The sequence below is a fragment of the Rhodoferax sp. genome (assembly GCF_010365055.1).
Taxonomy (GTDB): Bacteria; Pseudomonadota; Gammaproteobacteria; order Burkholderiales; family Burkholderiaceae_C; genus Rhodoferax.
On sequence record NZ_JAAFHA010000104.1, the window covers coordinates 1 to 11,944 of the forward strand.

12 protein-coding genes and 1 tRNA gene are annotated in these 11,944 nt (G+C 58.7%); 6 read left to right on the forward strand and 7 right to left on the reverse strand.

The window, feature by feature from the left end:
• Positions 1-702 (forward strand): SDR family oxidoreductase (locus tag GZ093_RS17580; protein ID WP_296488509.1); only part of this gene is annotated, 702 nt, incomplete at its 5' end.
• 75 nt (positions 703-777) lie between these two features.
• Here GZ093_RS17580 and GZ093_RS17585 read toward each other — a convergent pair.
• Complete coding sequence (locus GZ093_RS17585; protein WP_296488511.1) at positions 778-3,066, reverse strand: arginine/lysine/ornithine decarboxylase; 2,289 nt, start codon at positions 3,064-3,066, stop codon at positions 778-780.
• A gap of 132 nt (positions 3,067-3,198) precedes the next feature.
• Here GZ093_RS17585 and GZ093_RS17590 point away from each other — a divergent pair, with 132 nt between their 5' ends.
• Positions 3,199-3,624 (forward strand): NfeD family protein, encoded by a 426-nt coding sequence (locus GZ093_RS17590; protein WP_296488514.1) that lies wholly within the window; start codon positions 3,199-3,201, stop codon positions 3,622-3,624.
• A 28-nt stretch (positions 3,625-3,652) separates the two neighbouring features.
• Complete coding sequence (locus GZ093_RS17595) at positions 3,653-4,564, forward strand: stomatin-like protein (RefSeq protein ID WP_296488516.1); 912 nt, start codon at positions 3,653-3,655, stop codon at positions 4,562-4,564.
• Between the two features lie 89 nt (positions 4,565-4,653).
• Here the strand turns inward: GZ093_RS17595 and murJ are convergent, their stop codons facing one another.
• Positions 4,654-6,219, reverse strand: a complete 1,566-nt coding sequence (gene murJ, locus GZ093_RS17600; protein ID WP_296488518.1) for a murein biosynthesis integral membrane protein MurJ — start codon at positions 6,217-6,219, stop codon at positions 4,654-4,656.
• Positions 6,220-6,305: 86 nt separating this feature from the next.
• On the opposite strand from murJ, the gene rpsT reads away from it, so the two are divergent.
• The 3 genes from rpsT to argF all read left to right on the forward strand — a co-directional run bounded on the left by rpsT (position 6,306) and on the right by argF (position 9,006).
• On the forward strand, positions 6,306-6,608 hold the full coding sequence (gene rpsT / locus GZ093_RS17605) for a 30S ribosomal protein S20 (RefSeq protein ID WP_296488519.1): 303 nt from the start codon (positions 6,306-6,308) through the stop codon (positions 6,606-6,608).
• Between the two features lie 231 nt (positions 6,609-6,839).
• Entirely contained in the window at positions 6,840-8,057 is a 1,218-nt protein-coding gene (locus GZ093_RS17610; protein WP_296488520.1) for an aspartate aminotransferase family protein, read from the forward strand.
• 40 nt (positions 8,058-8,097) lie between these two features.
• Entirely contained in the window at positions 8,098-9,006 is a 909-nt protein-coding gene (gene argF, locus GZ093_RS17615; protein WP_296488522.1) for an ornithine carbamoyltransferase, read from the forward strand.
• A 64-nt stretch (positions 9,007-9,070) separates the two neighbouring features.
• On the opposite strand, the gene GZ093_RS17620 is transcribed toward argF, so the two are convergent.
• From GZ093_RS17620 to GZ093_RS17640, 5 genes are all read right to left on the reverse strand, one after another.
• Positions 9,071-9,160: transfer RNA gene (locus tag GZ093_RS17620), tRNA-Ser, on the reverse strand.
• A gap of 104 nt (positions 9,161-9,264) precedes the next feature.
• Positions 9,265-10,395 (reverse strand): branched-chain amino acid ABC transporter substrate-binding protein, encoded by a 1,131-nt coding sequence (locus tag GZ093_RS17625; RefSeq protein WP_296488523.1) that lies wholly within the window; start codon positions 10,393-10,395, stop codon positions 9,265-9,267.
• A 121-nt stretch (positions 10,396-10,516) separates the two neighbouring features.
• On the reverse strand, positions 10,517-10,798 hold the full coding sequence (locus GZ093_RS17630) for a hypothetical protein (RefSeq protein WP_296488525.1): 282 nt from the start codon (positions 10,796-10,798) through the stop codon (positions 10,517-10,519).
• 20 nt (positions 10,799-10,818) lie between these two features.
• Positions 10,819-11,253, reverse strand: coding sequence for a DNA polymerase III subunit chi (locus tag GZ093_RS17635; RefSeq protein WP_296488526.1), 435 nt, complete (start codon positions 11,251-11,253; stop codon positions 10,819-10,821).
• A gap of 17 nt (positions 11,254-11,270) precedes the next feature.
• Positions 11,271-11,944 (reverse strand): leucyl aminopeptidase (locus GZ093_RS17640; RefSeq protein ID WP_296488529.1); only part of this gene is annotated, 674 nt, incomplete at its 5' end.

Genomic DNA, 11,944 nt, shown 5'->3' on the forward strand with positions numbered 1-11,944 from the left:
CACCAACAAGGGGCTGAACTGGCCTTCAGCTACGTGGGAGAGCGCTTCAAGGAGCGCATCACCGAGTTTGCGGCCGATTTTGGGTCCACGCTGGTGTTTGACTGCGATGTGGCAGACGATGCCCAGATTGACAAACTGTTCACCGATCTGGCCACGCACTGGCCCAAATTTGATGGCTTCGTGCACAGCATCGGCTACGCACCGCGCGAAGCCATTGCCGGTAACTTTCTGGATGGATTGACGCGCGAAAATTTCCGCATCGCGCACGACATCAGCGCCTACAGTTTCCCGGCCATGGCCAAGGCCGCCCTGCCCTATCTCAACGACAAGTCGTCCTTGCTTACCCTCACCTATCTGGGTGGCGTGCGCGTGGTGCCCAGCTACAACACCATGGGGCTGGCCAAGGCGTCACTGGAGTCGTCGGTGCGTTACCTGGCCGACGCGATCGGCCCACGCGGCATGCGCGTGAATGGCGTGAGCGCGGGCGCCGTCAAGACTTTGGCGGCAAGCGGTATCAAGGACTTTGGCCGCCTGCTGGCCATATCCGCCAGCGCATCGCCTTTGAAGCGCAACGTGACGATTGAAGAAGTCGGCAACGTGGCCGCTTTCTTGCTCAGCGACCTGGCGTCAGGCATGACCGGGCAGATTTCGTACGTCGATTGCGGCGTCAGCCAGACCGCCGTGGCGGTCGTTGAATCTTGATCAAATCAGGCTGTAGCCCCCGTCCTTATTGTATATAAAGCTATCTAATTTATAGCTTTCTACGTCATTCTCGACTCAGGACTTGACGCAATCCGCGTAGTAGTGCCGCAGCCCGTCGGCCTCCTGCTCTTCCACCAAGCCATGAATGTCGGTTTCAAAGCCGGGGCATTGGGTATTGAACTCGCGGGCAAACTTCAGGTAGTCGACGATCTTCTTGTTGAACACTTCACCCGGAATCAACAACGGAATGCCAGGCGGGTAAGGCGTGACCAAGCCCACCGTGATGCGGCCTTCCAGCTCGTCAATCGGCACGCGCTCGGTTTTGCGCAACGCAATGTGGGCGTAGGCATCGCTGGGCTTCATGGCCGGCGTCAGGTCGCTTAAATACATGTCGGTGGTCAGGCGCGCTATATCGTATTTGGCGTAAAGCTGGTGAATGTGCTGGCACAGGTCGGCCAGCCCCATGGTTTCGTACTTGGGGTACTTCTGGCAAAACTCGGGCAGGATGCGCCACATCGGCTGGTTCTTGGCGTAGTCGTCCTTGAATTGCTGCAAGGCCGTCAGCATGCTGTTCCAGCGGCCCTTGGTGATGCCGATGGTGAACATGATGAAGAAGCTGTAGAGGCCGGTCTTCTCCACCACCACGCCGTGCTCGGCCAGGAACTTGGTGACGACGCTGGCCGGGATGCCAGTCTTGGCAAACTTGCCGTTCAGGTCCATGCCGGGCGTGACCACGGTCGATTTGATCGGATCGAGCATGTTGAAGCCAGTGGCCATCTTGCCAAAGCCGTGCCAGTTGACACCGGCTTTGGCTTTGGCGGACTCACCTTTGATCACCCAGGCATCGGCGCGGCCAATGCCTTCGTCAACCAGTTTGTCCGGTCCCCAGACCTTGAACCACCAGTCGGCGCCGTACTCTTCGTCAATCTTGCGCATGGCGCGGCGGAAATCGAGCGCTTCGGCGATGCTTTCCTCGACCAGCGCCGTGCCGCCGGGCGGCTCCATCATGGCGGCGGCCACATCGCAGCTGGCGATGATGCTGTACTGCGGGCTGGTACTGGTGTGCATCAGGTAGGCATCATTGAACAGGTGCTTGTCGAGCTTGACGGTTTGTGAGTCCTGCACCAGCACCTGGCTGGCCTGGCTGATGCCGGCCAGCAGCTTGTGAATGGACTGCGTGGCGTACACCATCGCGTGCTTGGGCCGGGTGCGCTTCTTTCCCATGGCATGGTAGGTGCCGTAGAACGGGTGAAACGCCGCATGTGGCAACCAGGCTTCGTCAAAATGGATGTTCTCCACATAGCCGTCGAGCATGTTCTTGACGGTTTCGGTGTTGTACAGCACACCGTCATAGGTGGACTGGGTCAGCGTCAGCACGCGCGGCTTGATCTGGCTCAGGTCGGCGTCCGGAAAATGTTCCTTGATCAAGGGATTGGCCTTGATCTTCGCTTTGATGGCAGCCGGCTCAAACTCGCTTTTGGGGATCGGCCCGATGATGCCAAAGTGGTTGCGCGTGGGCTTCAAGAACACCGGAATGGCTCCGGTCATGATGATCGCGTGCAGGATGGACACATGGCAATTGCGGTCCACCACCACCACGTCGTTGGGCGCCACCGTGTGGTGCCACACCATCTTGTTGCTGGTAGAGGTGCCGTTAGTGACAAAAAAGCAATGGTCGGCGTTGAAGATGCGCGCGGCATTGCGCTCGCTCTTGCCAATGGCGCCGTCGTGGTCCAGCAATTGGCCCAGCTCTTCCACCGCATTGCACACGTCCGCGCGCAGCATGTTTTCACCATAGAACTGGTGGTACATCTGCCCCACCGGACTTTTCAGAAACGCCACGCCACCCGAGTGGCCGGGACAGTGCCAGGAGTAGGAGCCGTTCTCGGCGTAATCCAGCAAGGCTTTGAAGAACGGCGGTTGCACGCCTTCAAGGTAACTTTTCGCTTCGCGAATGATGTGCCGCGCCACGAACTCGGGCGTGTCCTCGAACATGTGAATGAAACCGTGCAGTTCACGCAGAATGTCATTGGGCAGGTGGCGCGAGGTCTTGGTCTCGCCATAAATGTAGATCGGCACGTCCAGATTCTTGCGCCGCACTTCTTCAATGAAGTGACGCAAGTCCACCACGGCCGGATCGAGGTCCGGGCCAGGCGTGAATTCCTCATCGTCAATGGACAGGATGAAGGCACTGGCGCGGCTTTGCTGCTGGGCAAACTGGCTCAGGTCGCCGTAGCTGGTGACACCCAGCACTTCCAGACCTTCTGACTCGATGGCCTGCGCCAGCGCCCGGATACCCAAACCGGAGGTGTTTTCAGAGCGGAAATCTTCGTCGATGATGACGATGGGAAAGCGAAATTTCATTGGTAACTCCAGCCACGCACAAAACAATTTCATGAATAAGGCGCGAAGTGTAAGGACTTATCCATTCACAGCCCGTGCGCACGGCGACTTTTGCCGCAGAATGTGGCAAGGGCAACACAATTGGAAACAAACATGGCTGAATCGACGATCTGGTGGCTGTTGGCAGGGTCGGTCATCGCCGTCGAACTGCTGACCGGCACCTTTTATTTGCTGATGTTGTCGCTGGGCCTGGTGGGCGGCGCCATTGCCGCCCATCTGGGTGCCACGGTGCCGGTGCAATTGGTGGTGGCCGCCGTGCTGGGCGGTGGCCTGGTCGTGGCCTGGCGCAGCTACAAGAAGCACCAGCCGCCCGCCTTGCCCGCAGGCGCCAACCGGGATGTCAATCTGGACGTGGGGGAAACCCTGCAGGTTGACGCGTGGAACGAAGACGGCACCAGCACTGCAAAATACCGCGGCGCTGCGTGGAACGTGTCGCTGCGTCCCGGCGCTGTCTCAGCGCCGGGCCTACACCGAATTGTGGAAGTGGTCGGCAGCCGCCTGGTGGTCGAGAAGTTGTAATTTTTTTTGATTTTTTGGAGAGTTAAGTATGGAAGTTGCAGTCATCCTGTTCGTCATTGCGGTGATCTTTGTCACGCAGTCGGTCAAGGTCGTTCCCCAACAACACGCCTGGGTCGTCGAGCGGCTGGGCAAGTACAACGGCACACTGATGCCGGGTTTGAACTTTTTGGTGCCCTTTGTCGACAAGGTGGCTTACAAGCACTTGCTCAAGGAAGTGCCGCTTGACATCCCCAGCCAGGTCTGCATCACGCGCGATAACACCCAATTGCAGGTCGATGGCATCTTGTATTTCCAGGTGACCGATGCCATGCGTGCCAGCTACGGCTCCAGCAACTACATCATGGCGATCTCACAATTGGCGCAGACCTCGCTACGCTCCGTCATCGGCAAGCTCGAACTCGACAAGACCTTTGAAGAGCGCGACATCATCAACGCCCAGGTGGTGCAGGCGATTGACGAGGCGGCTTTGAACTGGGGTGTCAAGGTGCTGCGTTATGAGATCAAGGACTTGACGCCACCGAAAGAAATCCTGCATGCCATGCAGCAGCAAATCACCGCCGAGCGTGAAAAGCGCGCGCTGATTGCCGCATCGGAAGGGCGTCGCCAGGAGCAGATCAACATTGCGACTGGCGAGCGTGAAGCTTTCATTGCCCGCTCTGAAGGCGAAAAGCAGGCGGTGATCAACAAGGCCCAGGGCGATGCGCAATCCATTTTGGCCGTGGCTGAAGCGACTGCCCAGGCGATTGAACGCATTGCGGCAGCCATTCGCCAGCCCGGCGGCGCCGAGGCCGTGCAACTCAAGGTGGCGGAGAAAGCGGTAGACGCCTACTCCAAAGTGGCGGCTGATGCCTCCACAACGCTGATCGTGCCCAGCAACATGACCGAAGTGTCGGCGTTGATCTCCTCAGCGATGAAGATGGTGCAAGCCCCGCGCAGTTAAGCCATCACCGATAACAAGACAAGAAGCCGTCGCTCGCTGTCAGGGAGCGACGGCTTTTTAACGTCACGGTCCAAGCAGCGAAGAACAATTCAGCGCCGCAAGAACTGCCGAAGTTTCAGGCCGGTTGCCCAGATAGATGCAAAATATATAGCACTTGAGCCAATAAGGACGAGGGCTAGAAGCCAAATTCGTTTAAAACTTTCCGCACGCAGCCCGGTCCAGGAGACAGCGTTGTTGGCCCACATCAAAAAGACCGCCAGCAAGGCGCAGGCCGCGATCACTTGCAACACAAAGACACCCCAGCCTGGCTCCGGCTTGTAGCTGCCTCTTTTGAGCAGCCCCACGAGCAGCCAGATGGCATTGATCATGGCGCCGATGCCAATCGACAGTGTCAGCGCGGCATGGGCAAACACGGGCACCAACGCCAAGTTGAGCAACTGCGTGATGACCAGCACGGCGACGGCGATGGTGACGGGTGTTTTGGTGTCCTGGTTGGCGTAATAGCCCGGCGCCAACACCTTGATGGCAACGATTCCGACCAGGCCGACGCCCCAGCCCATCAGGGCGTAGGTAATTTGCTGCACGTCAAAGTCGGTCATGGCGCCGTAGTGGTACAGCACGGCCACCAGTGGCTTGGGGAACACAAGCAACGCCACCGCACATGGCACGGCCAGCAGCACCACCAGGCGCAAGCCCCAGTCCAGCATGGCCGAGTATTTGGCCGCGTCGCCTGATGCCCGCGCACCCGCGAGTTGCGGCATCAGCACCACACCCATGGCGACACCGAGCATGGCCGTGGGGAACTCCATCAAGCGGTCAGCGTAGGTGATCCAGCTCACACTGCCGCTCGCCAGATGCGAGGCGATCTGCGTGTTGATCAGCATTGAAATATGCGCCACGCTCACCCCCAACAAGGCAGGCCCCATCAGGCGCAAGATGTTTTTGGTCGCGGGGTCGCTCCATGCGGCGCGCAGTGCACGCCAGCGCATGCCCACGTCGGGAGCGAGACCGAGTTTTTTCAAGGCCCACCACTGCACCGCCAGTTGCAGCACGCCGCCCGCGAGCACACCGCCCGCCAACGCATAGATCGGCTCGAGCCCCAGACTTTTGAACCACGGCGCGCCCAGCCAGGCCGCCGTGATCATGCACAGGTTCAACAGGACCGGCGTGGCGGCCGGCACGGCAAAACGCTTCCAGGTGTTGAGCACACCTGCCCCCAGCGCCACCAGCGACATGAAGGCAATGTACGGAAACATCCAGCGCGTCATGACGACGGCGATCTCAAAGCCACGCGGGTCCTGCTGCAGGCCACTGGCCATGGCCCACACCAAGGCCGGGGCGGCCGCCACGCCGATGACACTGAGAACCAACAAAGCCCAGGTCAGCACCGTGGCTGCATGGTTGATCACGGCTTGCGTAGCCACCTCGCCGTGCTGCGCCTTGGAGGCGGCCAATACGGGCACAAAAGCCTGGCTGAAGGCGCCTTCAGCAAAAAAACGGCGAAACAAATTGGGGATGCGAAACGCCACATTGAAGGCGTCCGTGGTCGCGTTGGCGCCAAAGGTCGATGCAATCAGGAGTTCGCGCACCAGCCCGGTAATTCGTGACACCAGTGTCAGCAGGGAAACAATGGACGCAGATTTGAAGAGACTCACGGGCCGAAGTGTAGCTGCGTCACAGCAGCAGCTGTTAGAATCGCAGGCTTTGCTGGCAACATCCTCAGACACAAGGAACTATCAATATGGCATCTACCAAACCCAAGAAAAAGAACCCGCGCCTGGCGTCGGGCCGCAAACGCGTCCGTCAGGACGTCAAAATCAACGCTGCAAACACCTCATTGCGCTCGAAATACCGCACCGCGGTGAAGAACGTGGAAAAAGCAGTTGTCGCTGGCGACAAGGCCAAGGCAACCGAGTTGTTTGCCAAGATGCAAGCCGTGGTTGACACCGTGGCTGACAAAGGCATCTTCCACAAAAACAAGGCAGCTCGCGACAAGAGCCGTCTGTCGACCAAGGTGAAAGCCCTGGTCGCCGTCGCCGCCTGATTTTTCAGGCAACTCGCACGCATTCCCAAGGTAATTGAGAATGCGCCGTTTGTAACGGGTGCGCTGTTAAGCAAAGCAAAGGAGCCGTCGCAAGACGGCTTTTTTGTGTGCGCCTAGAATTGCTCCTCAACGGCCCGCCATTGAACGGGCTTTTTTGTTTTCTTGGGAACCGTGTGCCGCAACGCAGAGCGACCAGGCGCCATCCCCGACTGACCAACTGGAGCCCCATTCATGACTGCCACCCCGTTTATTGAAGCCGCATCGCCCCACGTCATGAACACGTACGGCCGTTTGCCGATCGCGCTGTCACACGGCCAGGGTTGCCGCGTGTGGGATGTCAATGGCAAGTCGTATCTGGACGCGCTCGGTGGCATTGCCGTCAACACCCTGGGCCACAACCATCCCAAGCTGGTGCCGGCGCTGCAGGATCAGATTGGAAAAATCATCCACAGCTGCAACTACTACCACGTGCCCAACCAGGAGGTGCTGGCCAAGAAACTGGTCGAGCTGTCGGGCATGAGCAATGTCTTTTTCTGCTCCACCGGCCTGGAGGCGAACGAGGCCGCCTTGAAGCTGGCGCGCAAGTTCGGCCATGACAAGGGCATTGACCGGCCCGAGATCGTGGTGTATGAGAAGGCCTTTCATGGCCGCTCCATCGCCACCTTGAGCGCTACCGGCAACCCCAAGGTGCAGGCTGGCTTTGGTCCGCTGGTGGAAGGCTTCATCCGGGTGCCGATCAACAGCATGGACAGTCTTCTGGCCGCGACCGACGGCAACCCCAATGTGGTGGCGGTATTTCTGGAGGCCATCCAGGGCGAAGGCGGCATCAACCCCATGCACATGGACTACCTCAAGGCGGTGCGACAGCTGTGCGACGAGCGTGACTGGTTGCTGATGATCGACGAGGTGCAATGCGGTATGGGCCGCACCGGCAAATGGTTTGCCCATCAATGGGCCGGCATCGTGCCAGACGTGATGCCCCTGGCGAAAGGCCTGGGCTCGGGCGTCCCCGTGGGGGCTGTGGTGGCCGGCCCCAAGGCTGCCCACATCTTTCAGCCCGGCAACCACGGCACCACCTTTGGTGGCAACCCGCTGGCCATGCGGGCCGGGGTCGAAACCATCCGCATCATGGAAGAAGATGGCGTGATGGAAAACGCGGCGCGGGTGGGCAAGCACTTGAGCGCTGCGTTTGAGCAGGTCCTGGCGGCAGAACTGGCCTCAGGCGCTGTCAAGGAAATTCGCGGCATGGGCCTGATGATCGGCATTGAGTTGGCCAAGCCCTGCTCAGCCCTGGTCCAGCAGTCAGCCGACAAGGGGCTGCTGATCAGCGTCACCGCCGACACTGTCATCCGCCTGGTACCGCCCCTGATCATGGCCGAGACAGAGGCCGACGAAGTGGTCAGCATCCTGTGTCCGCTGATCAAGCAGCTGTTGCTTGATGCCAGCTGAAGAACGCCTACAACCAACCCTTGCCCTGCGACCACGCGCCATGAAACATTACCTGCAATTCAACGACCTCACTGCCCCCGACTACGCCTATCTGTTTGAGCGAGCCGCCCTGATCAAGAAGAAATTCAAGGCCTACGAGAGGCATCAACCGTTGATGGATCGAACACTGGCCATGATTTTTGAGAAAGCCTCCACCCGCACCCGGGTCAGCTTTGAAGCCGGCATGTACCAGATGGGCGGCAGCGTGGTGAACCTGACCACCGGTGACAGCCAGCTGGGCCGCGCCGAGCCGATCGAAGACAGCGCCAAGGTGATCAGCCGCATGGTCGACCTGGTGATGATCCGCACTTTTGAGCAAACCAAGATCGAGCGCTTTGCCGAACACTCCCGCGTTCCGGTGATCAACGGCCTGACCAACGAATTTCACCCTTGCCAGATTCTGGCCGATATCTTCACCTACATTGAGCACCGCGGGTCGATCACAGGCAAGACGGTCGCCTGGGTGGGGGACGGCAACAACATGGCCAACACCTGGCTGCAGGCCAGCGAAATCCTCGGCTTCAAGGTGCATGTCAGCACACCCACCGGTTATGAAGTGGATCAGTCCATCGCGGGCCTGCGTTCAAGCGACAGCTACCAGGTATTTCAGGACCCGATGCAGGCCTGCGCCGGCGCCGACCTGGTCACCACCGATGTCTGGACCAGCATGGGTTTTGAAGCCGAAAACGAAGCCCGCAAAGTGGCTTTTTCTGACTGGTGCGTGGACGAAGAGATGATGCGCGCTGCCAAGCCCGATGCGTTGTTCATGCACTGCCTGCCGGCGCACCGGGGTGAAGAAGTGCAAGCTGAAGTGATTGACGGCGTGCAATCGGTGGTGTGGGAAGAAGCCGAAAACCGCATGCATGTGCAAAAAGCGCTCATGGAGTACTTGCTGCTGGGACGCCTGTGAAGCTGAACCCGGCAAAAGAACCATGAAATACGGGCCTCTGAGAGGCCCGTATTGACTTATCAACTGGCGGAGCAGGGGGGATTCGAACCCCCGGAGGGTTTGACCCCTCGCACGCTTTCCAGGCGTGTGACTTAAACCACTCATCCACCGCTCCAGCATCCCGAATTTTAACCGAGCAAAGTCTGATTTCCCTGGCATGAGCCAAAGGGCCCAGAAAAAAGCCATCCGAAGATGGCTTTTTTTTGGCACAGAACTGGATCAGTTCAAAGTTGTTTTCTTTCCACCCTTGTACGTGTAGATGGTCATAGCCGGATTCTTCAACTCGCCATTAGGTTCAAACTGCACATTGGTCGTAATGCCCTTGTAATTGGTCTCGGCCAATTTGGGAAGGTAGACCTTGGGGTCTGCACTGCCGGCACGCTTCATGGCATCAACGATCACGTTGACGGCGTCATAGACGTAGGGGCTGTAAACCTGAAACTGGCCGGGATACTTGGCGTCATAGCGCGCCTTCCAGGCCACACCACCGGGCATTTTGGCCAGGGAGGCACCGCCTTCGGCACAAATGACGTGTTCAAGTGTTTTGGCACCGGCAGACTGCTTGATCAAATCCTGGGTGCAAATGCCATCACCACCAAAGTACTTGACATTGTTGAGGCCGAGTTGCTCCATCTGACGCAACATGGGACCAGCTTGCGCGTCCATGCCGCCAAAGAACACGCCATCCGGATTTTTACCCTTGATGGCCGTCAGGATCGCCATGAAGTCAACCGCCTTGTCGGTGGTGAATTGCTCATCAACAATGGTGATGCCTTTGGATGCAGCTGTCTTTTTGAAGATATCAGCGACACCTTGGCCATAAGCGGTACGGTCATCAATGATGGCAATGCGCTTGAGCTTCAATGTGTCAGCAGCGTAATAAGCCAGACCCGCGCCGAGCGAGTTGTCATTGGCCAGCAAGCGGAAAGTTGTCTTGTAGCCCGGCTTGGTCAAGCTGGGGTTGGTCGCCGAAGGGGTGACCATGGGAATGCCGCAGTCATGGTAGATCTTGGCGGCCGGAATCGTGGTGCCGGAGTTGAGGTGACCCACGACGCCATTGACTTTGGCATCGCACAGTTTTTGTGCCACCGCGGTGCCCTGCTTGGGATCGGCTGCATCATCTTCGGCCACCAGTTGCAGCTTGACTTTCTTGCCGCCGAGCATGACGCCAGCGGCGTTCAGATCATCAATGGCCATCAGGGCGCCGTTTTCATTGTCACGACCATAGGTCGCCTGGGCACCAGAAATCGGCGCAACGTGGCCGATCTTGACCACCATGTCCTGCGCCATGGCAACACCGGCGGCAGCGGCCATAGCTGCGACCACAGTAATTTTCAATTTCATTTGCATTGACAACTCCAGAATTATTAAAAGTGAATGAAAAACTCGACACCCGACACGATAGCGCAATTTTTACGCCAGAAACATAGGGTAGACACCAACCCGACCCGCAAATACCAAAACATTTCTCTCAGTGCGCATCGCCACGCAACGCAATGACCTCTGCCACGGCTTGTTGCACCACAAGCGCCAACTCTTCCCGAAGCCGCAAGTGCATGATTTCAAGTTGCTCCGTCACCAGGCTGCGAAGCACGCCTTCGGCCTCTTCGCGTAAACGACGATCCAGTACCCGATCAACCCGCTGCATCACTGACTGGGTAATTTCGTCAAAATCCGAGCCGGTCGACGGCGGCGTTCTGGCCAATGAAGAGGGTTCGACGATCTCTGTCAAGGTGGGTACAAAACGTGGCATATTTCGGGGCGTTGGGTTCATCAGTTCAACGCTTTCAATGCCAGATCATGCCGCGTGATGGCGTAACCAAGATCAGCATATTGTTTCCAGCGGCTTCGCGCCGACTGACGATCTTCATCATCCAGACCAACCACTTCAATGACCCGCTCAAAGCGCTCAAAACCGTCGGGCACGAACTGACCGAGGTTGATCAGCACCTGCCGATGCGGTACCGCCACGGTGGTGGTCGACAAAATCACGGGCGAGGCTGCGACGACGTAGGACTCACTGTCCAGAAAACAATGCGGCAAAAAATCGACGGGTGAAAAAGTCCAAAGAGCGCGATCAAGGTGCTGCAACTCGTCTGGCGAGCCCGTCACGACGAGCTTGGCACCACTTGCCACGGCCTTGCGCAACAGACGGCAGACATAGGCCAGCCGGTCCGGCGCATTGAAGTGAAAGGCCACCTCAGTCATGGGTCAGGTCAACTTGCCTATTTGGCTTGAGCCAGCAGGTAGTCCAGCAGCAAGGCCACAGGCCGACCCGTGGCCCCTTTCTCCTTGCCGCTCTTCCAGGCCGTGCCCGCAATATCCAGATGGGCCCAGGGGAACTTCTCTGCAAAACGCTGCAGGAACTTGGCAGCGGTGATGGCACCCCCGGCGCGCCCGGCCACGTTGGCAACGTCGGCAAAATTGGTTTTGAGGCCTTCGGCGTAATCGTCATCGAGCGGCATGCGCCAGCACAGGTCCAGCGACGTCTCCCCGGCCGAGGCCAGGGCCGCGGCCAACTCCTCATTGACCGAGAACAGGCCGCTGCGCACACCCCCCAGTGCAATCACACAGGCACCCGTGAGCGTGGCGATATCGACCACGGCGCGGGGCTTGAAGCGCTCGGCGTAGGTCAGCGCGTCGCACAACACCAGACGACCCTCGGCATCGGTATTGAGAATCTCGATGGTCTGACCACTCATGCTGGTGACCACGTCGCCGGGCTTGATGGAGCGGCCATCGAGCAGATTCTCGCAAGCGGGGATCAAACCAACCACGTTGATGGCGGGCTTGAGTTCGGCCAAGGCCCGAAAAACACCCAGGACGCTGGCCGCGCCTGACATGTCAAATTTCATCTCGTCCATTTCAGCGGCGGGCTTGATGGAAATGCCGCCGCTGT

Coding starts and splice junctions, on each gene's coding strand:
- GZ093_RS17585 (WP_296488511.1), bottom strand. CDS start 3,066: ATGAAATTTCGCTTTCCCATCGTCATCATCGACGAAGATTTCCGCTCT.
- GZ093_RS17590 (WP_296488514.1), top strand. CDS start 3,199: ATGGCTGAATCGACGATCTGGTGGCTGTTGGCAGGGTCGGTCATCGCC.
- GZ093_RS17595 (WP_296488516.1), top strand. CDS start 3,653: ATGGAAGTTGCAGTCATCCTGTTCGTCATTGCGGTGATCTTTGTCACG.
- rpsT (WP_296488519.1), top strand. CDS start 6,306: ATGGCATCTACCAAACCCAAGAAAAAGAACCCGCGCCTGGCGTCGGGC.
- GZ093_RS17610 (WP_296488520.1), top strand. CDS start 6,840: ATGACTGCCACCCCGTTTATTGAAGCCGCATCGCCCCACGTCATGAAC.
- argF (WP_296488522.1), top strand. CDS start 8,098: ATGAAACATTACCTGCAATTCAACGACCTCACTGCCCCCGACTACGCC.
- GZ093_RS17625 (WP_296488523.1), bottom strand. CDS start 10,395: ATGCAAATGAAATTGAAAATTACTGTGGTCGCAGCTATGGCCGCTGCC.
- GZ093_RS17630 (WP_296488525.1), bottom strand. CDS start 10,798: ATGCCACGTTTTGTACCCACCTTGACAGAGATCGTCGAACCCTCTTCA.
- GZ093_RS17635 (WP_296488526.1), bottom strand. CDS start 11,253: ATGACTGAGGTGGCCTTTCACTTCAATGCGCCGGACCGGCTGGCCTAT.